This is a genomic window from Fontimonas sp. SYSU GA230001, from assembly GCF_040066175.1.
Classification (GTDB): domain Bacteria; phylum Pseudomonadota; class Gammaproteobacteria; order Nevskiales; family Nevskiaceae; genus Solimonas.
In genome coordinates, this window is record NZ_JBEAAM010000034.1 from 1 (window position 1) to 22,047 (window position 22,047).

The window sequence follows — 22,047 nt, forward strand, 5'->3', positions numbered from 1 at the left end:
GTTGTTCCTTTCCATCAGCAAAGCCCAGCGTCCCGCCGCCTGACAGCCCCTCACTCAGACCCGCCCTTCAGGCTCATCTCTGGATTGGAAAGGACTCCGGCGTCGAGAAACAGCGTCAGCAGGCCATTGAGATGACGCCAGCCGAGCGCGCTGGCGCAGACCCTGCCGCCGGCTTCGTCGAGCAGGCCGCGCGCGCGGGCGACGGCCAGACCGGGGATGCGCTCGTCCCAGTCCCGGCCGGTCCGCGCCGCGAAGTCGGCGCAGCTAAAGCCCTCGCGCAGCCGCAGCGCGTTCATCAGGAATTCGAACGGCAGTTCGGCCGCGGCCACCACGCGGCGCTCCTGCAGGACGGCGTCGCTGCCGGCGTGCTGCAGATAGGTGCGCGGGTGCTTGTGGCGGGCGCGACGGGTCACGGTCAGTGGCATTCCGCTGCTGCGTTTTGCATGCGCGCCGGCGCCGATGCCGAGGTAGTCGCCGAATTCCCAGTAGTTGCGGTTGTGCCGACTCTGCCGCGACCCACGCGCATAGGCCGAGACTTCGTACTGGACGTATCCCGCGGCCGCGAGCCGCGCCTGTCCCTGCTCCTGCATCGTCCACGCGGAATCGCCATCCGGCACCGGCGGCGGATGCAGGCCGAACTCGGTGTTCGGTTCCAGCGTCAGCTGGTACCAGGAAATGTGCTCCGGCTGCAGTGCGATCACTTCGTTCAGGTCGGCCAGCGCGCCGGCCACGGCCTGCTCCGGCAGCGCGTACATCAGGTCGAGGTTGACGTTGTCGAATCCTGCGCGGCGCGCCAGGTCGTAGGCGCGCAGGGCCTCGGCGCGGTCGTGGATGCGGCCCAGGCGCCGCAGCTGCGCGTCGTCGAGGCTCTGGATGCCCATCGACAGGCGGTTCACGCCGGCGGCGCGATAGCCGGCGAAATGCCCCGCCTCGGCGGTGCCGGGATTGGCTTCCAGCGTGATCTCGATGTCGCGTGCGAAATCGAGGCGGCGGCTCACGGCTTCGAGCAGACGCCCGATCGCACGGTCGGAGAACAGGCTGGGCGTGCCGCCGCCCATGAAGATCGAGACGAGAGGACGGGAATCGGGAATGGGGAATCGGGAATCGTTCTGCAGCTCGAAGTCGAGATCGCGCAGCAGCGCTTCGACATACTCGGCCTCGGGCACTTCGCCGCGCAGCGGATGCGAGTTGAAGTCGCAGTACGGGCACTTGCGCACGCACCACGGAAAATGCAGATACAGCGCCAACGGCAGCTGCTGCGCCTCACGTCCCACGTCTCACGCCTCACGAAGCAGCGCCAGCAGCGCCGCCGCGGCCCGGGCGCGGTGCGAGATGCGGTTTTTCACGTCCGGATCGAGTTCGGCCGCGCTGCAGCGGTGATCCGGCACCCAGAACAGCGGGTCGTAGCCGAAACCGTTGGCGCCGCGCGGCGCGTCGAGGATGCGGCCTTGCCACAGCCCCTGCGCGATCACCGGCACCGGATCGTCCGCGTGGCGCAGCAAGGCCATCACGCAGACGAAGCGCGCGCCGCGCTGCTCGGGCGCCACGTCGGCGAGTTCCTGCAGCAGCCTTGCATTGTTGCTGGCGTCGCTCGCGTTCGCGCCGGCGTAGCGCGCGGAGTACACGCCGGGACGCCCCTGCAGGGCATCGACCTCGATGCCCGAATCGTCCGCGATCGCCGGCAGGCCGGACACGGCCGCGGCGTGGCGTGCCTTGAGCAAGGCATTCTCGACGAAGGTCGGCGCGGTTTCCGCCGCCGCCTCGTCGCTGAACTCCGACACCAGCCGCAAGTTCAGGCCCAGCGGCGCCAGCAGCGCCTGCATTTCTGCCAGCTTCTTGCGGTTGCGGCTGGCGAGGACGACCGCGCGTGAGGCGTGAGGCAACACGGCGTCAAGCCGCAAGTGCCGCGCGCTGGGCCGCGATCAGTTCCCTGATGCCGCCCGTGGCGAGGTCGAGCAGGCCGTCGAGCTCTTCGCGGCGGAAGGCGTGGCCTTCGGCAGTGCCCTGCACCTCGATGAACTGGCCGGCGTCGTTCATCACCACGTTCATGTCGCACTCGCAGGCCGAGTCCTCGGCGTAATCGAGGTCCAGCACCGGCGTGCCGCGGTAGATGCCCACCGAGACCGCGGCGATCTGGCCGAACAGCGGGTCACGCTTGATCAGGCCGCGTCTGCGCATCGAGGCGATGGCATCCACCAGCGCGACATAGCCGCCGGTGATGCTCGCGGTGCGCGTGCCGCCGTCGGCCTGCAGCACGTCGCAATCGATGGTCACCGTGTGATTCCCGAGCGCGGCGAGATCGACGCAGGCGCGCAGGCTGCGGCCGATCAGGCGCTGGATCTCCTGCGTGCGGCCGCTCTGCTTGCCGGCAGCGGCTTCGCGGCGGCTGCGCTCGTGGGTCGCGCCGGGCAGCATGCCGTACTCGGCGGTCACCCAGCCGCCGTCCTTCTTCCAGGCCGGGCCGCGTTCCTCGATGCAGGCCGTGCACAGCACGCGCGTGTCGCCGAACTGGATCAACACCGAACCGGCGGCATGCTTGGTGAAACCGCGTTGGATCGAAACGGGGCGCAGCTGCGCGGGGGAACGGCCGGAAGGGCGCATCGGGCATACGGACGGCTGACGGCCGCCGAGTATAGCCGAGCCGCCGGCCTGGCCCGTTACCGGCCGACGCGGATTGATCCAGCTCAACGCAGGAGCCCGCGGGAACGCGTATTTGCACAGGTACGCCCGGCGCCCGCTAAGATGCGGGTGCCGTGGCCGCCGAGCTCACCGGCCGTGCCACCGACAGGGAAGCCATGCGTACCAGACCAGAAGACCCACAATCGGCCCTCCCATGGATCCGGACCAAAGCGATGGCGTGGCGCGCCCGGCTGCTCGCCGCAGCGCTGGCGCTCGGCTGGGCCGCGCCGATGCCGGCGCCGGCGGCCGACCCGGACGTGCAGATCATCCTGTCGTCGGACCACGACGGTGTCCAGGTCGATCGCAAGCTGCTGCTGTCGGTGTACATCGGCCGGGTCACCACCTGGCCGGACGGCAAGCCGATCCGCGTGTTCACGCTCGCCGACGACCACCCCCTGCACGTGCAGTTCGCGCGGCAGATGCTCGGCACCTATCCCTATGTGCTGCGCAATGCCTGGAACAAGCTGGTCTATACCGGCACCGGCTTCGCGCCGACCACGGTATCCAATGAACAGGAAATGCGCCGCCGCGTCAGCGAAACGCCGGGCGCGATCGGCTACGTGAGCGCGGTGCAGACCAACGGTCTGTTCGGACGGCAACTGACCCGCGTGGCGATGCGTGGGCTTGGAGCAAGCGATGAATAAGAACTGGCGCGGCGCATGGACTCTCGTGGGCCTGACGGCGGCCGGCGCCGCCCCGGCGCAGACCGGCGACCTGAATTACCAGCTGCACGGCTTCGCTTCGCAGGCCTACGCCCAGTCCTGGGGCAACAACTACGTCGGCGACAGTCTCGACGGCAGCTTCGCGTTCTACGAACTGGGCCTCAACGCCACTGCCGGCGGCGGGCCGGTGACGGTTTCGGCACAGGCCCTGTACCGGCGTTTCGGCGATCTCGACCGTGAAGGCGCGCGGCTGGACTATGCGTTTGCCGACTACCGCTTCCTGTCGGCGCTGGACGCACACGCCGGGGTCCGTCTCGGCCGCGTCAAGAACCCCTATGGCTTCTTCAACGACTCCCGCGACGTGGTGTTCACGCGCCCCGGCATCCTGCTGCCCGGATCGGTGTACTTCGAGGGCAGCGGCGTGCGCAGCCTGCTGTTCTCGTCCGACGGGGGCCAGCTCTACGGCGGCTGGAACGCCGGCGACCACTTCCTGTCGCTGACCGCCGGCCGCGCGCTGAACTTCACCGCCAGCGATGACCAGAAGCGGTCGCTGTTCGGCAGCGAAGGCTTTTCCGGCGACGTCGACATCGACGGCCTGACCGTGGTCCGGCTGCTGGACGAGTGGGCCGCGGGCACCTGGCGCGCAGCGCTGACCTACACCAGCGCGGAGCTGTCGTTCGACGGCGAGCAGCAGGTCGCGCCGGGCTTCTCGGTGCCAATCAGCGGCACATTCGACACCGACCTGTACATCGCGTCCATCGCCTACAATGCCGAGCGCTACAGCCTCACCGCCGAGTACCTGCTGACCCGCTTCAAGGGCCGCTTCAACGGCGATACGGACCGCAACTCCGGTGACGGCGTCTATGTCCAGGCGGATTACCGCTTCCTGCCCGGCTGGACCGGGATGCTGCGCTACGACCTGAGTTTCTCCGACCGCAACGACCGCAGCGGCCGCGACTACGCACGATCCACCGGCGGCGACCGGCATGAGCGTTTCGCCCGCGACCTGACGGCCGGCCTGAAGTGGCTGCCGGACGAGCACTGGGGCGTCTGGGTCGAGCAGCATTTCATCGTCGGCAGTGCCACCGTGCCACGGCTGGAGAACCAGGATCGCCGCATCGAATCGACCGGCCAGCTGTTCCTGGTGATGGTCGGCTACCACTTCTGACGATGCCCGCCGGCCCGGAGCAGAAAGCACCGGAAGCGCCGGCACTGCCGCGGCGCCGGTTCGGCCTGCGCTGGAAGTCCTTCGTCGTGCTGTTCGCGCTGCTCGGCTGCACGCACAGCCTGCTCGGCTACCTGCACTATCGCACGCTGCTCGCGCGTCACGAGGAAGCGGTCGCGCGGCGTTTCGACGATGCGGTCAAGCAGCTCGACCAGACCCTGGCCCAGTCCAGCGACCAGCTTTCGCGCCTGGCCTCGCAACTCGGCGCGAGCACCGATCTCGATGCGCCGGCCGGCGGTACGACGGAAGCGCTGACCGTGGAACTGCAGGCGACGCTGACGCGCCTCGCGCAGTTCTCGACGGACGGCCGCCTGCTGCACGAGGACATCGGCGCGTCCGGCATCGGCAGCCTGGACTTCTCCGGCCAGGTGCGCGCCGCCGCCTCGGCCCATCGGCCGTTCAGCTTCATGTCCTGCGCGCAGATCTGCGAGCACCACGTGGTGACGCCGGCATTCAGCCGCGGCGGGGACGAGATCGTCGTGCTGATTTCCGAGTCGATGAGCGAGGTGCTGCTGGCCTTCAACCGCGACACCGGACTCGATGCCGGCCTGCTGTCGGTGCCGGCACGCGGCCTCGCGGACTGGTCGGGCGCACTGCAAGTCCTGACCAATGCGCCGGCGCTGATGCCGCCCTTGCAGGCTTACGCCGGGCGCACGGAGCTGCCGAGCCCGGGCCGCATCGTGCGCATCCATGACGGCGCGCAGGCTTACCGCCTGCAGACCCAGCCGGTGGACCAGCCGTCGCTGACCGGCCCGGTCACGGCCCTGCTCATCTACGACGAGAGCACCGACCTGCGCCGCATCGCCGACGAGACCACACGCGGCCTGCTGCTGACGCTGGTGGCACTGCTGCTGTCGGCCGTCGCCCTGTTCTTCCTGGTCGGCGTGGCGACGCGCAAGCTGACCCGCGTCACGCAGGCGCTGCCGCTGCTGGCGGAGCGGCGCTTCGACGAGGCGCTGGCGGTGCTCGCCAGCGTGCGGCCCAGCCGCCATCTCAGCGACGAGGTCGATGTGCTCGGCGTGACCACGCGCTGGCTCGCGCAGCGCCTGCAGCGGCTCGATTCGGCGGAAGCCGCCAACGAGGCGAAGACGCGCTTCCTCGCGGTGATGAGCCACGAAATCCGCACGCCGATGAACGGCGTCATGGGCATGCTCGAACTGCTCGACCGCACCCAGCTGGATGTCGAGCAGCACGAGGCGCTGCGCGTGATCCGCGGTTCGGCGCAGATGCTGCTCGGCGTGCTCAACGACATCCTCGACCTGTCCAAGATCGAGGCCGGCCGCATCGAGCTGGAGAAGATCCCGATGGCGCTCGAGGATCTGGTGGACGGCGTGATGGAAACGGTCGCGTCCATCGCCCGCGACAAGCCGATCCGCCTGATCGCCGACATCGCACCCTCGACGCCGCTGCACGTGCTCGGCGACCCGACGCGGCTGCGCCAGGTGCTCTACAACCTGTGCAACAACGCGGTGAAGTTCACCGACCGCGGCCGGGTGCTGGTGCGCGTGTCGGGCGCGCCGGTCGGCGAGGGCATGGCCGAGCTCCGCTTCGCGGTCAGCGACACCGGTCTGGGCATTCCCGCCGACGTCGCGGATCGCCTGTTCAAGCCGTTCAGCCAGGCGGAGATGTCCACGACGCGGCGCTACGGCGGCAGCGGCCTGGGCCTGTCGATCTGCCGCGGCCTGGTTGAGCGCATGGGCGGGCAGATCGGCTTCGAGAGCGAGCCGGGTCGCGGCTCGACCTTCCGTTTCACCTTGCGCCTGCCGATCGCCGCAGCCGAACCGGAAACCGCCGTGCCGAGTTTCAGCGCCGGCGCGGTCCAGGTGCGCGTCGATCTCGACGACGCCGACGAGCGCGCGGCCGCGAGCGCCTACCTGCGCGGCGCCGGGATCGACGTGCTCGCCGGCAGCGAACCCTGGCGGCGCGGCGTCGCGCAGATCCGCCTCAGCGAGTGGACCGGCGAACGCGTCGGCGTCGCCCGCAATTTCCAGCCGCAGCACGTGCTCAAGCTGGAACGCCTCGACGAAGACGGCCGTGCCGAACTGTCGATCAACCGCCCGCTGACCCGGCGCCAGCTCCTGCGCCGCGTCGCCGAAGTCATCGGCCAGCGCGTCGTGCCGCGGCACGCCGCCGGACAGAAGGCGATGCCGCGGCTGCGCGGCACCGTGCTGGTGGCCGAGGACCATCCGACCAACCAGCTCGTGATCCGCCGCCAGCTGACGATGCTCGGTCTGGACGCCGACATCGCCAACGACGGCGCCGAGGCGCTCGAGATGGTCAAGCTGCGCGACTATGCCGCGCTGATCTCCGACCTGCACATGCCGCGTCTCGACGGCCTGGGCCTGGCGCGCGAGGTGCGCGCGCTGGAGCGCGCCGGCCTGCGCCGCGGCCGCCTGCCGATCATCGCGATGACCGCCGACGTGTTCGCGTCGATCCCGCCGCAGTGCCGCGAGGCCGGCATGGACGACTACATCAGCAAGCCGGTCGCGCTGGATGACCTGGCGCAGCAGCTCGCACGCTGGCTGCCCGCCGACGCGCCCGCGGCCGCCACCGAGCCGCCGCTCGACGAAAAGGTCCTGCGCGAGCTGGTCGGCGACGATCCGGTGGTGATCCACGGCCTGTTCCAGGACTTCATCCACGCCAACGACGGCCTGGTGGAGGCCATGCAGCAGGCTCTCGACACCGGCAACTTCGAGGATCTGCGCGGTGCGGTCCATCGCTTCCTCGGCTCGGCGCGCACACTGGGCGCGCGCACGCTCACCCACGCGCTGGAAACGCTGCAGACCGCGGCGCGCGAAGGCGAGGCTGCGGCCTGCGCGCCGGGCCTGGCGGCGGTGCGCGAGGCCTACCGTGCCCTGCGCGACTACCTGCTCGCCGCGGGTAGCGCCGTGTCGCGCTCGCGCAGCCAGGACGACATTGCGTCCGGCGTGAGCGGCGCCGAGACGTAATAGCCCTGCACGGCGTCACAGCCCAGGTCGCGCAGCAGCTCCAGCTGTTCGGCGGTCTCGACACCTTCGGCGACCGACGTCAGGCCCAGGTCGCGTGCGAGCGTGAGGCTGGCATTCTTGGTGTGCGTGCAGCATACACCCGGCGCTGCGGCGCGCCGATCGGGTCAGTTCGCGTTGCCGCCCTCCGGCGCGGCGGCGCTCCGGCGAAGCCTTTCGAGCAGTTCGTCGAGCGGCTCGGGCGGACCGGTGAACGGGCCCTGGATCGCCTCGCAGCCTTGGCCGGCGAGCCATTCGATCTGCTCGGCGGACTCGACGCCGTCGGCGATCCAACCCAGACCCATCGAGGTGGCGCTGGCGATCGCGTGCTCGAGCAGACCGCGCGCGCGTCCGCCGAGCTGCATCAGCCGCGCATCGACGCGCGCCGTGGTCACCGGCAGGCGCTGCAGGCGCGCGAAGCTGATGCGGCCGCTGAAGTCATCGACACTGACACCGATGCCGCGCAGGCGCAGACGCGACAGCACGTCGAGCGCGGTGCTGTCGCCGGGCATCTCCGCTTCCGGCACGCCGATGCGGAACAGCTCCGGCATCGCGCCGGCGGCGCGCAGCTGGCGGTCGATCGCGTCCGGCAGATCGAGCCGCAGCAGCGCGGCGCCCGGCAGCCCGAGCGTGACCGGCACGCGCTGGCCCTGCTGCCAGCAGTCCGCCGCGGCGCGCGTGCCCAGCGCCAGCAGCTGGTCGAGCAGCCTGGGCGTCTGCCGGTGCCGCCGCGCGAGCGCCAGGATCCGGCCGTGCGGCAGCGCGCCGGCGTCCGCGCGCGGCCAGGACAGGCGCAGTTCGATGCTGTGCAGCGCGCTGTCGGCGAGGCGCTGGCGCGCGAGGCCGTGCAGCCGCAGCTCGCCCTGCTCCAGCGCGCGCAGGAACTGGACCTCGTCGGGCGCAGCGCCGGGTTCGGCCGGCGCCGCGGCCGTCTCGGCGGGCGGCGCCTGCAGCAGCGGCTGGATCAGCCGCGCCAGTGCCTCGGCGCGCACCGGCTTGCGCAGCGCGCCGAGGATCTTGAGTCCGCGCTCGCGCGACAGCAGCGCCACTGCCCGCAGGATGCTCTCGTCGAGCGCGCTGATCAGCACCAGCGCGGCGCCGGACTGGCGCAGCGCCAGCTCGCGCAGGAACTCGACGCCATCGACGCCCGGCATCATCAGGTCGGTGACGATCAGGTCGAACTGTTCGGGCGCCGCGGCGGCGCGCAGGGCGCTGGCGCCGTCGTCCGCGGCCTCGACCCGTGCCGCGCCGAGCGTGCGCAGCTGTTCGGCGACGGTATTGCGGACGAACTCATCGTCGTCAACCAGCAGGACGGACAGCTCGGCGGACATGGGCGGAGGCGGTGATGTCGATGCGGGCACCCTAGCGTGATCGGCAGGATCCGACAACGATCGAGTTCCTTGGCGGTGCCCCCCGGTCAGCGGGTAATCTGCCGGCATGGACACTGAAGAACTGATCGAAACCTTCGAGCTGCTCGGCGACTGGGAGGAACGCTATCGCTATCTGATCGACCTGGGCCGCAAGCTGCCGCCGCTGCCCGAGGCCGACCGCACCGAGGCCAACAAGGTGCGCGGCTGCATGTCGCAGGTCTGGCTGACGCACCGGCTGCTGCCGGGCAGCCCGCCGCGCCTGGAGTTCCACGGCGACTCCGATGCGCACATCGTCAAGGGCCTGATCGCGCTGCTGTTCATGCTGCTGTCCGGCCGCTCGCCCGAGCAGATCCTGCAGACCGACGTGTCCGGCGTGTTCGAGCGCCTCGGCCTGGAGAACCACATCTCGATGAACCGGCGCAACGGCTTCTACGCCATGGTCGAGCGGATCCGGCAGACCGCGCAGGCCCATCTGAACGCGGCGTCATGATCCCGGACCCGGCAGGCTGCTAGGATCGGCGCGCACAACCACCAAGGAGTCGGGGCCATGGGTATCGTTACGCTCGCAATCGGCATCTTCCTGCTGGTGACCGCATGGAAGGGTGTCGTCATCGTGCCACAGGGCATGGAGTACACGATCGAGCGCCTGGGCCGTTACCAGGCCACGTTCACGCCGGGCTTCCACTGGCTGGTGCCCTACGTCGATCGCATCGGCCGCAAGCTGAGCATGATGGAGCAGGTGCTCGACGTGCCGTCGCAGGAGGTGATCACCAAGGACAACGCGATGGTCGGCGTCGATGGTGTCGTGTTCTTCCAGGTGCTCGATGCGCCGAAGGCGGCTTACGAGGTGCAGAACCTCGAGATCGCGATCATGCAGCTGACGATGACCAATCTGCGCACGGTCATGGGCTCGATGGACCTCGACGAACTGCTCTCGCAGCGCGACCACATCAACGCCAAGCTGCTCAGCGTGGTGGACGAGGCGACGACGCCATGGGGCATCAAGGTCACGCGCATCGAGATCAAGGACATCCGCCCACCGACCGACCTGGTCAACGCGATGGCGCGGCAGATGAAGGCCGAACGCGAGAAGCGCGCCAACGTGCTCGAGGCCGAGGGCCTGCGCCAAGCCGCGATCCTCAAGGCGGAGGGCGAGCGCCAGGCGCAGATCCTCGCCGCCGAAGCGCAGAAGCAGGAGCAGATCCTCGAAGCCGAAGGCCGCAAGGAAGCCGCGTTCCGCGACGCCGAGGCCCGCGAGCGCCTGGCCGAAGCCGAGGCGCGCGCGACGATGATGGTGTCGCAGGCGATCGAGAAGGGCGACATCCAGGCGGTCAACTACTTCGTCGCCACCAAGTATGTCGAGGCACTGGCACGCATCGCCACGAGCCCGAACGAGAAGCTCGTGCTGATGCCGCTGGAGGCCGGCAACGTCATCGGCGCGCTCGGCGGCATCGCCGAGCTGACCAAGAAGATCGGCGCACCGAAGGCGGGTTGATGATGGCAGCGATCGAATACTGGCACTGGCTGGCACTGGGCTTCGGCCTGCTCGTGCTGGAGATGGTGCTGCCGACCGGATTCATCCTGCTGTGGGTCGGCATCGCGGCCGTCGTCGTCGGCCTGCTGTCGTGGATGATCCCGGCGATGGGCTGGCAGCCCGAGTTCATCCTCTGGGGCGTGCTCTCGGTCGTCACCGTGCTGGCCTGGCGCAAGTACCGGCCGCTGCCGGCGCAGACCGGCGAGCAGCCCACGCTCAACCGCCGCGGCGCGTCCTACGTCGGCCGCGAGTTCACGCTCAACAGTGCGATCGTCAATGGCGTCGGCAAGCTGCGCATCGACGATTCGCAGTGGCGCATCGCCGGAGAAGACGCGCCCGCCGGCACGCAGGTCAAGGTGGTCGCGGTGGACGGCGCGACGCTGCGCGTGGAGAAGATCCATTAGCGGCGATCCGGGGCGTGCCAGCGCGCCGCAGGGCCTGGGGCACGCGCACGACCACGAGCTGCTGGGCGTCCATGTCCCGGACAAGCTGTACTCGCTGGGCGAGGAGATCGCGCACGCCAGCACGCACGGCCTGGGCATCGTCCTGTCCATCGTCGGCCTCACGGTGCTGGTCGCGCGGGCGGCGCTCTACGGCGACGCCTGGCACATCACCGCGGTCAGCATCTTCGGCGCGACGCTGGTGCTGATGTACACCGCCTCGACGCTGTACCACAGCATCCCGCTGCCGCGCGCCAAGCGCGTGCTGCGCGTGATCGATCACACGCTGATCTACTTCCTGATCGCCGGCACCTACACGCCGTTCACGCTGATCACGCTCAAGGGCCCGTGGGGCTGGGGCCTGTTCGCTTTCACCTGGGGCCTCGCCTTCGCCGGCGTCGCGTTCAAGGTGTTCGCCACCGGCCGCTTCGAGAAGCTGTCGCTGGCGATCTACCTGGGCATGGGCTGGTGCGCGATCGCGGCGATCCAGCCGCTGCTGCGCAGCCTCGAACCGGGCGGCATCGCGCTGACCATCGCCGGCGGCGTCACCTACAGCGGTGGCGTCGCGTTCTACGTCTGGGAACGCCTGCGCTACCACCACGCCATCTGGCACCTGTTCGTGCTCGGCGGCAGCGTACTGCACTTCTTCGCCGTGCTGCTCTACGTCGTGCCCGGGCCGAAGGGCTGACCCGGGCCGGACGTCGGAGGCGACGCGTCACTTCGCGTCGCCGAGCTTGGCGTCCATCGACGGCGCGGCGAGGAAGCCGGCGATGTCCTTGCCCAGAGACTTCGCGCACTTGGCCAGCGCCGCGCAGGTCGGACCGCCGCTGGTCTGGCGGCGCGCATGGAAACTGCCGACCACCTTGCCGTTGTCCAGCAGCTCGCCGCCGACGCTCAGCGACTTGGGCGTGAACGGGCCGCCGACGCCGAGCACGTGCGTGATCTTCATCTTCAGCACCTTGCCGCCCTGGGCCTCGCCATCGACCAGCGTCACGCGATCGCCGGCGGCGTCGGCAACCCAGGTGGCGAGCTGCTCCGGCAGACCACATTCCTTCTGCACCGCCTCGGTGGCGGTCGTCGGCGATTCGAACGGCACCGACTTGCTCATCTTCGCCGGCTCGGCGGCCGCGCTGGCCGAGAGCACCGTCAACAGCCACAGGGCGTTACGCATCTTCTTCATGGACATTGCAGACTCCTGGGGGGACTCAAACTGCGCCGCCGAGCGGCAGATGGTGGACGTGCACGCCGCGCTGTTCGCGCAGCGCGAGCTCGATCATCGCACCGGCGACGTCGGCGGCGCTGACCGGACGGTAGCGCGCCAGCGCGCCGGCGAGCAACGGCGTCAGCACCGGCGCCAGCTTCTGCGCCAGCGCCTCGCCGGGCCGCGACTCGTCGCGCGCGCCGAGCAACAGGGACGGCCGCAGGATGTGCACGGCCTCGTAGCCGATCGCCGAGACTGCCGCCTCCATCCGGCCCTTGACCCGCGAATAGAAGGCCAGCGCGCGTGGCGAGGCGCCGACCGCGGAAACCACGAGGAACTGGCGGGCACCGGCGCCACGCGCCGCGCGCGCCAGTTCGACGACCATGCGGTAATCGACATCCTCGAAGGCGGCACGCGAACCCGCGGCGCGCATCGTCGTGCCCAGGCAGCAGTACACGTCGTCCACGTGCAGTACCTCGCCCAGGCCGGCGAGGTTGTAGTAATCGGTCTGCACGACGCGCAGGCGCTCGTGCTGGACCGGCAGGGCACGCCGCGACAGTGCGCGCACCTCGGCGTAGGCCGGATGCCGCAACAGGTCTTGCAGCAGGCTGCGGCCGATCAGGCCGGTCGGTCCGGCGACGAGTGCGGTGCGGGGCATGCGATGCTATCGGCAGAACTTTCCGGCGAGTCTAAGCGATGGCGGCGCAATTCGAGTTACACGAACGGCTGGCGGCGGACACGGTCTTCGTCCTCGACTGGCCCCTGAGCCGCGTGCTGCTGATGAACGACGCCCGCTATCCCTGGGTCATCCTCGTGCCGCGGCGATCCGGCATCCGCGAGATCTACGAGCTGAACCCCGCGGATCAGCACACCCTGATCCGCGAATCCTCGGCGGTCGGGCAGGCCATGATGGAACTGTTCGGCGGCGACAAGCTCAACGTCGCCGCGCTCGGCAACCTCGTGCCGCAACTGCACCTGCACCACGTCGTGCGCCGCCAGACCGATCCGGCCTGGCCGGCGCCGGTCTGGGGCCGGCTGCCGCCACAGCCCTACACCGCGCGGGCGCTCGACGAGACGCTGCAGACGCTGCGGGCGCACCTGAGCCCGCCGCCTGGCACCGCGCACGGATGAACCCCCCGCCGCGCGCACCTCATCCAAACGGATGAGGACTGCGCGACCGGCTGCTACACTGCCGCAAATCAAGAATGTCGGACGCGGGGGTCGCCGATGCACAAGCGAGTCTGGGAGCTGCTGCTGTGGGCGCCGCTGGCCGTCGCCATGCCGTGTGGCGCGGCATCGGATTACGGCGCGGCCGACGGCAAGGATTTCTTCCCGGCCTGGGGCCAGTTCCCGGTGCCCGATACGCCCTACCGCTCGGAGAACCGCTCGGTGTCGATCTTCGACCTGATCGACCGCGGGCTGCTGACCGGCATCTACCAGGGTTCGCCGCAGGTGCGGGCCAAGAAGCAGTGGTACGACGACAACTTCTACGCCACGCTGGCGGCGAAGAAGGTCTGGCACGAGGGCCACGGCCCTTACAACCACAGGTTCCAGGACCCGATCAGCTGGGACATCGTGCCGATCCCGCAGGCCGCGCCGCCGCCCTGCGACCAGCCGCAGCCGACCGGCTACGACGCCGACTCCTGCCGCTACGTGAACTCGCTGTTCAAGGATCTGGAAAAGAAGGATCCGGCCCAGGCGCGCAAGGCGCGCGAACTGGTCCGCCGCGGCCGCGACGTCTGGTTCAAGGGCAGCTTCGGCAATCAGGACGAGGAGTACCTGCACACCACGCGCACCGTCGGCGCGGGCAACGTCTGGTACCCCTGGCTCGACACGCGCGAGCGCAAGCACCGCTTCACCAAGTGGGGAATGATCAACGACCCCGACTGCAGCGAGGGCGATGCCAGCACGAACTGGTACGACAAATGCCCGGACCCGCACAGCTCGGGCGTGCTCGGCTATCGCAAGTACTACGCCGATCCGACCAAGGACGAAACCGGCAAGGTCGTCTTCGACCCCAAGACCTCGCCGTACCGCGCCGACGAGCTGCAGAAGAACCTGCGCTACGTACTCGGCGGACCCTGCGTGCAGTGCCACGTCGCCTTCGACCCGACCAACCCGCCGCAGGACCCGAACCAGCCGAAGTGGGAGAACATCCACGCGACGATCGGCAACCAGTACACGATGCAGCCGATGCAGTACGTGATGGGCACGCCGGAGGACAGCGTCGCGCGCCAGCTGCTCGGCCGCGGCCACCGCGTCGGCACGATCGACACGTCGCTGGTGGCGACCGACTTCCAGCACAACCCCGGCACGCAGAACAACATCATGGACTTCTTCAACAAGCGCCTGTTCGAAGAAGAGATGAAGGATCCGTTCACCGGCGAGATCAGGACCGCGAAGACGCGCCACGTGCTCAAGGGCGGCGAGGACTCGGTCGGCGAACACCTCGCGCTGATCCGCGTGTACGTCAACATCGGCATGTGCACCGAGGAGTGCTGGACGCCGAACTTCCCGGTGCCCGGCACCTTCTTCGGCGACAAGGCCAGACAGCATCCGTTCCGCATCGAGCAGTGCGCGAAGGACTGCGAGGCCTGGAACTACGCCGACGCCAAGATGGACGAGCTCGCGCTGTTCCTGATCACCGGCGGCCCGACCTACCTGCTCAAGGCAGTCGATGTCGATGGCACGCCGGGCACGAAGTACGTCGATCTGGCCAAGGTGCCGCAAGGCCGCAAGGTGTTCGCGCGTGAATGCGCGACCTGCCACAGCTCGAAGGTCGCGCCGGACAACATCCGTGCCGACAAGGAAGCGCTGGCCCGCTTCTACGAGGGCCACGTGTTCGGCGCCGAACAGTTCTGGCAGTACGAGTTCAGCGAGGCGGAGCGCAACAGCGAGGCGTTCAAGGCGAAGTACCTGGTCAAGGATGCGCAGGGCCGGCTGCGCCCGCGCCAGTTCGCCGAGAACGACGTCTATGCGCAGGACTGGCTGTCCAACGACGAGCCGGTGCCGTTCAACATCATTGGCACCAACATGTGCCGCGCGTTGCACGACAACCACAACCGCGGCCACATCTGGGAAGAGTTTTCCTCCGAGACTTACAAGCAGCGGCCGTCGCCGGGCAGCGTGCCCAACGTCGTCAACCGCATGGTGCCGGTGGTCGGCGGCATGCAGGCACCGGGCGCGCGCAGGATCGAGGGCGGTCCCGGCTACCTGCGCAACTTCTCGCTGCTGTCGGTCTGGGCGACGGCGCCGTTCCTGCACAACAACGCGATCGGTGAACTGACCTATCTGAAGGACGGCCAGACCATCGACTACACCGTCGCCGGCCGCGTCAAGCAGTTCGAGATGGCGTACGCCGAGCTGATGATGTCCGACAACCCCAAGGACACGCCGCACCGTCCGCAGAAGATCAGCACCACCGACCGCGACATCAAGATCGCGCCGCGCGAGGACCAGCAGGGCTTCATCAAGCTGCCGGTCGCCAAGGGCACGCCGATTGCAAATTTCGCCAGCTCGAATCCGCACGATCCGCTGTTCATGAAGTGCGACGATCCGGTCGAGAACAAGGGCCACCAGTTCGGCGTGTCGCTGAGTGCGGACGACAAGCTCGCGCTGCGCGAGTTCCTGAAGATCCTCTAGCGCAGGGGCCGGGTGATGCGCCGCCTTGCGATCGCGCTGGTCGCGCTCGCCGCCGCGGGCGCCGCGGCGCTGTGGGTCGGCGGCCTCGACCGCGGCAGCCGCAACGGTACGTCGATCAAGCGGCTCGCGACGGACGACGCGCCGGCCGGGGCGCCGCTGTCGTCGCCGCGGATCGCGGCCACGGATCTGCCTCCCGACGGCACGCGCTCGCTGTTCGATCATCTGGTCGCGCAGAACGACGGCCTGCCCTACCCCTTCGAGGCGCTGGTCGGAATGATCCAGCGCCAGGCGCCGGCCGACGCGGCGCCGGTGCTGCTCTCGATTCCGTTCGGACGCTCGCTGCTCAAGGCGCAGGCCGACTTCGGCCATCCGCGCGTGCTGTTCGCCGCCGACTTCCAGGCCCCCGGCACCCCGGCCGCGCTCGGCCTGGCGGCGCGCGGGCGGTTGTTCCTCGGCTTCGTCGAGAACGCGCGCGAGATCGAGGTGATCAGCTACAACGAGGCCGCCGGCCGCTACGAGTTCCAGCTGGTGCAGGACTATGCCGCCGACGGTGCGCGGCGCATCGTCTATGCGCGCCGCGCGGTGTGCACGACCTGTCATCAGGGCGGCACGCCGATCTTCCCGCAGCGGCCATGGACCGAGACCAATGCCCAGCCCGAGATCGCCGCGCGCATCGCCGCGGCACGCGGCACCGGAGCGTATCTGGGCGTGCCGGCCCAGGTGGCGCTCGGCCTGCCCGAACGCTTCGACGAACTGACCGACATCGGCGCGTTCACGATCGCGCTGCAGCAGATGTGGATCGACGGTTGCGGCGCGGACGCGGGCTGCCGGCGCCTGATGCTCCGGCTCGGCCTGCGCTATGCGAACGATCCCGGCGCCTTCGGCGCCAGCACGCCCGAGGTCGCGGTGCTGCGCGAGCGCCAACGGGCGCACTGGCCGGACGCCGGCATCGCCGTGCCGGAGTCGGACCTGCGCAACCGCGATCCGCTGGCCGATACGCAAGGGCTGCGCGGCGCCTGGCACCGCGTATTCGCGCCGCGCGCCGGCGCGGCTGACGGCGCGCGGACCAACGAGGATCTCGCCGCCTTCGATCGCCTGCCCAAGCTGCCGCCCGAACTCGATCCGCTGACGCGCCGCGCGCCCAAGCGCGTGCTGCGCGCCGACGATCTCGACGGCGTGTTCGGCATCGCCGCGCAATTCACCGCCGATGATCTGCGCCGGCTCGAGGCGCAGGACGGCCACGACTGGTCGCGCGTCGAGGCCCGCATCGAAGGCCTGCCGGACGCGTTCTTCGAGCCGGCGCCGTTCTCGCGCGTGCGCGTGATGCAGGCCCTGCTGACGCCGGCGCCGCAGTACTGCTGCCTCGACGTCACCGAGATGTCGGCGCCGGTGGCGATCGGCGTGCCGCCGCTGGCACTGGCCGCCGATTCGCCGCTGCACGCTTTCGAGCGCTATTGCTTCGGCTGCCACCGCGGCAATCCGAGCGCGCGGCTCGACTTCATGGCCGGCGCCGACGAAGCGGAAGTGGTTCGGAACATCCGCGCCAAGGCCGAGATCCGCGACGCACTGGACTGGTCGCGCTATCGCGGCACCGACCGGGCGTCCAGGCTGATGCCGCCAGCCGACTCGCCGGAACGTGCGCGCCTGGAAGAGGAGCTGGCGCACAATCCCCGGCTGCTGGAGCAGATGCGCGCGCAGGTGCCGGCGCTGTTCGAATTCTAGACGTGAGGGGCGAGGCGTGAGGCGTGAGGCGTTTCTGATTGCGATGGTGGCCACGCTGACGCAGGGGACGGCGTCAGCCGAGCCTACGTTTGCGCGGCTGTACAAGCAGCAGTACGGCTACACGCCGTCGTGCAATGCCTGTCACAAGGACGGCGGCGGCACGCCGCTCAATGCCTACGGCCAGCAGTACAAGGAGGCGGGAATGAATCTCGCGGCCTTCGGCATGATCGGCGTGCGCGACGCCGACGGCGACGGCGTCGCCAACGACGCCGAGGCGCGCGCCAGGGCCAATCCGGGAGACGCCCGCTCGACGCCGCAGGACAAGGGCGGCTGGCTCGACACCGCGAGCCTGATCCCGCGCGAGGTGCAGGCCGCCTTCCCCGGCATCCGTGCCTACCTGCCGCGCGATGCCGTGCTGACCGAAGCCGACATCGCCCGCGCCAGGGCCCTGGGCGCGGAACTGGACAAGAACGACGAGAACACCATCTACATCCCGCTCGAGGACCAGCGCCCGGCCGGCACCGCGCTGATCTTCCCCGCGCAGTACCGGGACAAGACCTTCTTCCTGCTGCTGGTGACCGACCGCACGCTCAAGGTCACGTCCGTCAGCCCGCTCAACACGAACCACGTTCCGGCCGCAGCCAAGAGCGCGGTCTACGCCGGCTTCGTCGGCAAGCCACTCGACCAGCTGCCGGTGCCCCGCGGCGACGATCTGGACGCCGCGATCACGCGCGCGGTCAAGCGCGCGGGCACGCTGGTGTACGTGCGCCTCAAGAGCGCCTGATCATGCGCCGCTTCCTCCGCCGCGCCGGAATGATCGAACTCCTGTTGAGCGCGCTGCTGCTGTGCGCGCTCGGCGGCGCGCAGGCGCTGGCGCAAGCGGCGGCTCAGGCCGATGCGGCGACGCCGGAGGCAACCGCCGCGCCCGAGGACTTCGACTTTTTCAGCGATGCCCCGGTGGTCAGCGAGCAGGTCATCGAGCTGCCGCCGGAGAAGTCCGCGTGGATCACCGTCGGCGGACCCGTCGCGCTGATCGGGATCTTCTTCCTGCTGATCGGCTTCTTCTGGTGGATGGTGCCGTTCCAGACGCATACGCTGGACATCAACCTGCACCGGCTGCCCACCGGCGTGAAGCGCGGCATCGCCATGGCCACCGTGCTGTTCGGCATCGCCTTCGCGTTCGGCGCGTCCGAGATCTGGTACCAGCTGCGGCTGCACGGTTCGGCCGAGGCCTATTTCGCGCAGATGTCGCTGGGCAAGCTGATCGCCTTCACCCATGCCCACCTGTTCGGCTTCACCACCAGCTTCTTCATCATCGGCATCCCGTTCTCGTTGCAGTTCAATCACCTGTGGCCGTATCAGTGGGTGTTCCCGATCGGCCTGTCGGCCTCGCTGACCGACGTGGCGTCGTGGTGGGGCATCAAGTTCCTGTCGCCGAGCTTCGAGTGGGTGTCGATCTTCTGCGGCCTGCTGTTTTCGCTCAGTTACCTGTATATGCTCATAGGCCTGCTGCGCGTGCTGCTGTTCCCCGACGTCATCTGGGTCACCGACAAGGATGCCGCGGAACGCCTGTCGCAGCGCCGCGCGCTGTCGGACTCCGCCCGGCACCGCGAGGGGGACTACTGAGCGGCACGCGGCAACCGTTGGGGAAGGACGCATGGGGTCGAGGATGCACACCGTCGCCGGCAAGCACCTGCTGATCACCGGGGCGGCGATGGGCATGGGCAAGATCTACGCGCAACTCGCCGTGCAGGAAGGCGCGGCGGCGGTCGTGCTGTGGGACATCAACCAGTCGGCGCTGCAGGCCACCGTCGCCGAGCTCAAGAGCAAGGGCGGCAAGGTGTACAGCTACATCGTGGACGTGTCGCGGCGCGAGGCGATCGAGCAGGCCGTCGCCCGGGTCCGGCAGGACGTCGGCACGATCGACATCCTGATCAACAACGCCGGCATCGTGCGCGGCAAGTATTTCTGGGACCACGACGACGTCCAGGACACCTGGATGACGATGGCGATCAACGCGCTCGCGCCGATGTACATCACGCGCGCCTTCCTGCCGGCGATGATCGAGAAGAAGGGCAGTCCGTGCCGCATCGTCAACATCGCCTCGGCCGCGGGCCTGGTGTCGAATCCGCGCATGAGCGTGTACTGCGGCTCGAAGTGGGCGGCGACCGGCTGGAGCGACTCGGTGCGCCTGGAGCTGGCGCAGGCGGGGCACGATCACGTCAAGGTGCTGACCGTCAACCCGACCTACATCGCCACCGGCATGTTCGCCGGCGCCCGGAGCATGCTGTTCACGCCGATCCTGACGCCGGAATACGTCACCGCGAAGGTCTGGGCGGCGATGAAGCGCGGCGCGCCGCGCCTGCTCCTGCCGTGGACGGTGTATCTGTCGAACGCGCTCAAGGGTCTGCTGCCGGTGCGCTGGTACGACTGGCTCGCCGAGCACGTGTTCGGTGTCTATAGGACCATGGAAGATTTCGTAGGACGCGACGGACAATAGCGCCGGCCCGGAGCCGGGGCACATCGCACAGCTGGAGACCGCACGTGAATTACTTCGTCACCGGAGCAACGGGTTTCATCGGCAAGTTCCTGCTCGAGCAGCTGCTCAAGCGCGACGACGCCAGGGTCTATGTGCTGGTACGCGAGTCGTCGAAGGACAAGATCGACGCACTCAGGCGCCGCTACGGCGAGGCCGGCAGGAACCTGCTGCCGATGTACGGCGACATCACCACGCCGGGCCTGGTATCGGCCGCCGACTTCAAGAAGATCAAGGGCCAGATCGACCACGTCTTCCACCTGGCGGCCGTCTACGACATGAACATGGACGACGCCACCGGGGACCGCATCAACAACGAGGGCACGCGCAACCTCGTCGCCTTCTGCAACGATCTCGGCGGCAACGTGCGCCTGCATCACGTGTCCAGCGTCGCCGTCGCCGGCGGCGACTTCGTCGGCCGTTTCACCGAGGACATGTTCGACGAGGGCCAGCGTCTCGGCCATCCGTACTTCCGCACCAAGTTCGAGTCGGAGAAGATCGTGCGCGAGGAGGCGCGCGTGCCGTTCCGCATCTACCGCCCGGGCGCGGTCGTCGGTCACTCCGAGACCGGCGAGATGGACAAGATCGACGGCCCCTATTACTTCTTCAAGACCATCCAGAAGATCAGCCACTCGATGCCCAAGTGGCTGCCGCTGCTGGGCGTCGAGGGTGGGCACGTGCCGCTGGCGCCGGTCGATTACGTGGCCAAGGCGATCGACTACATCGCCCATCTGGACGGCCACGACGGCGAGTGCTTCTGCCTGATCCAGTCGCATTCGCCGACCGTCGGCCAGCTGCTGCAGACGATCTTCGAGGCCGCCCACGGCCCGCACTTCGCCAAGAAGTTCGAGCTGCCGCCGGTGCCGCCGGCCGTCAAGCAGATCACCAGCCGGGTCGGCGAGAACATCCCCGAGACGGTGCGCCGCCGCATCTCGAAAGCGATCGGCGTGCCGGTGTCGGTACTCGGCTACATCAGCAACCGGGCGGTGTTCGACGACAAGCACGCGCGCAAGGTGCTGAAGGGGTCGGGCATCCAGTGCCCGGACATCCGCGACTATGCCGACAAGCTGTGGGCGTACTGGGAGCTGCACCTCGACCTACACGTCAAGGTGCCGGAACGCGCGGTGCAGAAGCTCGCCGGCAAGGTCGCGGTGGTCACCGGCGCCTCGTCGGGCATCGGCTTCACCGTCGCCAAGAAGCTCGCTGCCGCCGGCGCCAAAGTGATCCTGGTCGCACGCACGCGCGAAAAGCTGGAGGAGACGCAGCACATCATCGAGAAGATGGGCGGCGAAGCGCACGTCTATCCCTGCGACCTCAACGACATGGCGGCGATCGACGCCTGCGCGCAGCGCATCCTCGCCGACTTCGACCATGTCGATATCCTCGTCAACAACGCCGGCCGCTCGATCCGCCGCGCGGTGATGGAGTCGCTGGACCGCTTCCACGACTTCGAGCGCACGATGCAGCTGAACTACTTCGGCGCGGTGCGCATGATCCTCAACTTCCTGCCGATGATGGCCAAGCGTCGCAGCGGCCAGATCATCAACATCAGCTCGATCGGCGTGCTCGCCAACGCCGCGCGCTTCTCCGCCTATGTCGCCAGCAAGGCCGCGCTCGATGCGTTCTCGCGCTGCCTGTCGGCCGAGGTCAAGCACCTGAACATCGAGGTGACGGCCATCTACATGCCGCTGGTGCGCACGCCGATGATCGCGCCGACCAAGCTCTACGACTACGTGCCCACCTGGAGCCCGGAGAAGGCCGGCGACACGGTGATGAAGGCGATCCTCGACAAGCCCAAGTCGATCGCCACGCCGCTCGGCACCGCCGCGGCGATCAGCTACGCGCTGTGGCCCAAGGTCAACGACTACATCCTCAACAAGGGCTTCCAGCTGTTCCCGTCGTCGTCGGCCGCCAAGGGCCGCAAGGAAGGCGCCAAGCCGACGCTGGAACAGGTGGTGTTCGCCAACCTGTTCAAGGGCGAGTACTTCTGATCGACGGCAGCCGGTCGTCGCAACGAACGAGGCCCGCGTGATGCGGGCCTCGTTCGTTCAG

20 protein-coding genes and 1 pseudogene are annotated in these 22,047 nt (G+C 69.0%); 14 read left to right on the forward strand and 7 right to left on the reverse strand.

Annotated features, from left to right (window positions below):
• Positions 1-50 precede the first annotated feature (50 nt).
• The 3 genes from hemW to rph form a co-directional block, all read right to left on the reverse strand.
• Positions 51-1,274 (reverse strand): radical SAM family heme chaperone HemW, encoded by a 1,224-nt coding sequence (hemW, locus tag AAG565_RS14710; protein ID WP_348820398.1) that lies wholly within the window; start codon positions 1,272-1,274, stop codon positions 51-53.
• Between the two features lie 3 nt (positions 1,275-1,277).
• Complete coding sequence (rdgB, locus tag AAG565_RS14715; protein ID WP_348820431.1) at positions 1,278-1,823, reverse strand: RdgB/HAM1 family non-canonical purine NTP pyrophosphatase; 546 nt, start codon at positions 1,821-1,823, stop codon at positions 1,278-1,280.
• 67 nt (positions 1,824-1,890) lie between these two features.
• On the reverse strand, positions 1,891-2,601 hold the full coding sequence (gene rph, locus AAG565_RS14720) for a ribonuclease PH (RefSeq protein WP_348820399.1): 711 nt from the start codon (positions 2,599-2,601) through the stop codon (positions 1,891-1,893).
• A 251-nt stretch (positions 2,602-2,852) separates the two neighbouring features.
• On the opposite strand from rph, the gene AAG565_RS14725 reads away from it, so the two are divergent.
• From AAG565_RS14725 to AAG565_RS14735, 3 genes are read left to right on the forward strand one after another with little or no spacing between them, the layout of a single operon-like run.
• A complete protein-coding gene (locus AAG565_RS14725) occupies positions 2,853-3,323 on the forward strand; it encodes a hypothetical protein (protein WP_348820400.1) in 471 nt (156 codons plus the stop codon).
• A complete protein-coding gene (locus tag AAG565_RS14730; RefSeq protein WP_348820401.1) occupies positions 3,316-4,509 on the forward strand; it encodes a hypothetical protein in 1,194 nt (397 codons plus the stop codon). Before AAG565_RS14725 ends, AAG565_RS14730 begins: the two co-directional genes overlap by 8 nt.
• A 2-nt stretch (positions 4,510-4,511) precedes the next feature.
• A complete protein-coding gene (locus AAG565_RS14735; RefSeq protein ID WP_348820402.1) occupies positions 4,512-7,514 on the forward strand; it encodes an ATP-binding protein in 3,003 nt (1,000 codons plus the stop codon).
• 44 nt (positions 7,515-7,558) lie between these two features.
• Here AAG565_RS14735 and AAG565_RS14740 read toward each other — a convergent pair.
• A pseudogene (locus AAG565_RS14740) lies at positions 7,559-7,603 on the reverse strand (hypothetical protein); the annotation flags it as partial.
• Between the two features lie 75 nt (positions 7,604-7,678).
• Positions 7,679-8,881 (reverse strand): EAL domain-containing response regulator, encoded by a 1,203-nt coding sequence (locus AAG565_RS14745; protein WP_348820403.1) that lies wholly within the window; start codon positions 8,879-8,881, stop codon positions 7,679-7,681.
• Between the two features lie 106 nt (positions 8,882-8,987).
• Between AAG565_RS14745 and AAG565_RS14750 the strand changes: the two genes are divergently transcribed.
• The 4 genes from AAG565_RS14750 to AAG565_RS14765 all read left to right on the forward strand — a co-directional run bounded on the left by AAG565_RS14750 (position 8,988) and on the right by AAG565_RS14765 (position 11,582).
• Positions 8,988-9,410: a SufE family protein gene (locus AAG565_RS14750; protein WP_348820404.1), complete on the forward strand. Its 423-nt coding sequence runs from the start codon at positions 8,988-8,990 to the stop codon at positions 9,408-9,410.
• Between the two features lie 57 nt (positions 9,411-9,467).
• The gene (locus AAG565_RS14755) at positions 9,468-10,415 is read left to right on the forward strand and encodes an SPFH domain-containing protein (protein WP_348820405.1); all 948 of its coding nucleotides are present in this window, start codon (positions 9,468-9,470) and stop codon (positions 10,413-10,415) included.
• Positions 10,416-10,417: 2 nt separating this feature from the next.
• A complete protein-coding gene (locus AAG565_RS14760) occupies positions 10,418-10,858 on the forward strand; it encodes an NfeD family protein (RefSeq protein ID WP_348820406.1) in 441 nt (146 codons plus the stop codon).
• A gap of 61 nt (positions 10,859-10,919) precedes the next feature.
• Complete coding sequence (locus AAG565_RS14765; RefSeq protein ID WP_348820432.1) at positions 10,920-11,582, forward strand: hemolysin III family protein; 663 nt, start codon at positions 10,920-10,922, stop codon at positions 11,580-11,582.
• Between the two features lie 27 nt (positions 11,583-11,609).
• On the opposite strand, the gene AAG565_RS14770 is transcribed toward AAG565_RS14765, so the two are convergent.
• Entirely contained in the window at positions 11,610-12,074 is a 465-nt protein-coding gene (locus tag AAG565_RS14770; RefSeq protein WP_348820407.1) for a hypothetical protein, read from the reverse strand.
• A 25-nt stretch (positions 12,075-12,099) separates the two neighbouring features.
• Positions 12,100-12,753, reverse strand: a complete 654-nt coding sequence (locus tag AAG565_RS14775; protein ID WP_348820408.1) for an NAD(P)H-binding protein — start codon at positions 12,751-12,753, stop codon at positions 12,100-12,102.
• Positions 12,754-12,791: 38 nt separating this feature from the next.
• Between AAG565_RS14775 and AAG565_RS14780 the strand changes: the two genes are divergently transcribed.
• The 7 genes from AAG565_RS14780 (at position 12,792) to AAG565_RS14810 (ending at position 21,986) form a co-directional block, all read left to right on the forward strand.
• Positions 12,792-13,226: an HIT domain-containing protein gene (locus tag AAG565_RS14780; protein ID WP_348820409.1), complete on the forward strand. Its 435-nt coding sequence runs from the start codon at positions 12,792-12,794 to the stop codon at positions 13,224-13,226.
• Between the two features lie 96 nt (positions 13,227-13,322).
• Positions 13,323-15,737, forward strand: coding sequence for a hypothetical protein (locus tag AAG565_RS14785; RefSeq protein WP_348820410.1), 2,415 nt, complete (start codon positions 13,323-13,325; stop codon positions 15,735-15,737).
• Between the two features lie 15 nt (positions 15,738-15,752).
• A complete protein-coding gene (locus tag AAG565_RS14790) occupies positions 15,753-17,459 on the forward strand; it encodes a hypothetical protein (protein WP_348820411.1) in 1,707 nt (568 codons plus the stop codon).
• Positions 17,460-17,505: 46 nt separating this feature from the next.
• Positions 17,506-18,243 carry a hypothetical protein gene (locus AAG565_RS14795; protein ID WP_348820412.1) on the forward strand — a complete coding sequence of 246 codons (738 nt, stop codon included), beginning with the start codon at positions 17,506-17,508 and terminating at the stop codon, positions 18,241-18,243.
• A gap of 2 nt (positions 18,244-18,245) precedes the next feature.
• On the forward strand, positions 18,246-19,085 hold the full coding sequence (locus tag AAG565_RS14800) for a hypothetical protein (protein WP_348820413.1): 840 nt from the start codon (positions 18,246-18,248) through the stop codon (positions 19,083-19,085).
• A 31-nt stretch (positions 19,086-19,116) separates the two neighbouring features.
• Positions 19,117-19,959: an SDR family oxidoreductase gene (locus AAG565_RS14805; protein WP_348820414.1), complete on the forward strand. Its 843-nt coding sequence runs from the start codon at positions 19,117-19,119 to the stop codon at positions 19,957-19,959.
• Between the two features lie 44 nt (positions 19,960-20,003).
• On the forward strand, positions 20,004-21,986 hold the full coding sequence (locus tag AAG565_RS14810; protein ID WP_348820415.1) for an SDR family oxidoreductase: 1,983 nt from the start codon (positions 20,004-20,006) through the stop codon (positions 21,984-21,986).
• The last annotated feature ends 61 nt before the right edge of the window (positions 21,987-22,047 follow it).

What these genes read in the sequence shown, in the direction of transcription:
- AAG565_RS14745 (WP_348820403.1), bottom strand. Translation starts at nt 8,881, where the DNA reads ATGTCCGCCGAGCTGTCCGTCCTGCTGGTTGACGACGATGAGTTCGTC.
- AAG565_RS14785 (WP_348820410.1), top strand. Translation starts at nt 13,323, where the DNA reads ATGCACAAGCGAGTCTGGGAGCTGCTGCTGTGGGCGCCGCTGGCCGTC.
- AAG565_RS14790 (WP_348820411.1), top strand. Translation starts at nt 15,753, where the DNA reads ATGCGCCGCCTTGCGATCGCGCTGGTCGCGCTCGCCGCCGCGGGCGCC.
- AAG565_RS14770 (WP_348820407.1), bottom strand. Translation starts at nt 12,074, where the DNA reads ATGAAGAAGATGCGTAACGCCCTGTGGCTGTTGACGGTGCTCTCGGCC.
- AAG565_RS14760 (WP_348820406.1), top strand. Translation starts at nt 10,418, where the DNA reads ATGGCAGCGATCGAATACTGGCACTGGCTGGCACTGGGCTTCGGCCTG.
- AAG565_RS14775 (WP_348820408.1), bottom strand. Translation starts at nt 12,753, where the DNA reads ATGCCCCGCACCGCACTCGTCGCCGGACCGACCGGCCTGATCGGCCGC.
- AAG565_RS14780 (WP_348820409.1), top strand. Translation starts at nt 12,792, where the DNA reads ATGGCGGCGCAATTCGAGTTACACGAACGGCTGGCGGCGGACACGGTC.
- AAG565_RS14735 (WP_348820402.1), top strand. Translation starts at nt 4,512, where the DNA reads ATGCCCGCCGGCCCGGAGCAGAAAGCACCGGAAGCGCCGGCACTGCCG.
- AAG565_RS14750 (WP_348820404.1), top strand. Translation starts at nt 8,988, where the DNA reads ATGGACACTGAAGAACTGATCGAAACCTTCGAGCTGCTCGGCGACTGG.
- AAG565_RS14800 (WP_348820413.1), top strand. Translation starts at nt 18,246, where the DNA reads ATGCGCCGCTTCCTCCGCCGCGCCGGAATGATCGAACTCCTGTTGAGC.
- AAG565_RS14755 (WP_348820405.1), top strand. Translation starts at nt 9,468, where the DNA reads ATGGGTATCGTTACGCTCGCAATCGGCATCTTCCTGCTGGTGACCGCA.
- AAG565_RS14730 (WP_348820401.1), top strand. Translation starts at nt 3,316, where the DNA reads ATGAATAAGAACTGGCGCGGCGCATGGACTCTCGTGGGCCTGACGGCG.
- rph (WP_348820399.1), bottom strand. Translation starts at nt 2,601, where the DNA reads ATGCGCCCTTCCGGCCGTTCCCCCGCGCAGCTGCGCCCCGTTTCGATC.
- rdgB (WP_348820431.1), bottom strand. Translation starts at nt 1,823, where the DNA reads ATGCAGGCGCTGCTGGCGCCGCTGGGCCTGAACTTGCGGCTGGTGTCG.
- AAG565_RS14805 (WP_348820414.1), top strand. Translation starts at nt 19,117, where the DNA reads ATGGGGTCGAGGATGCACACCGTCGCCGGCAAGCACCTGCTGATCACC.
- AAG565_RS14725 (WP_348820400.1), top strand. Translation starts at nt 2,853, where the DNA reads ATGGCGTGGCGCGCCCGGCTGCTCGCCGCAGCGCTGGCGCTCGGCTGG.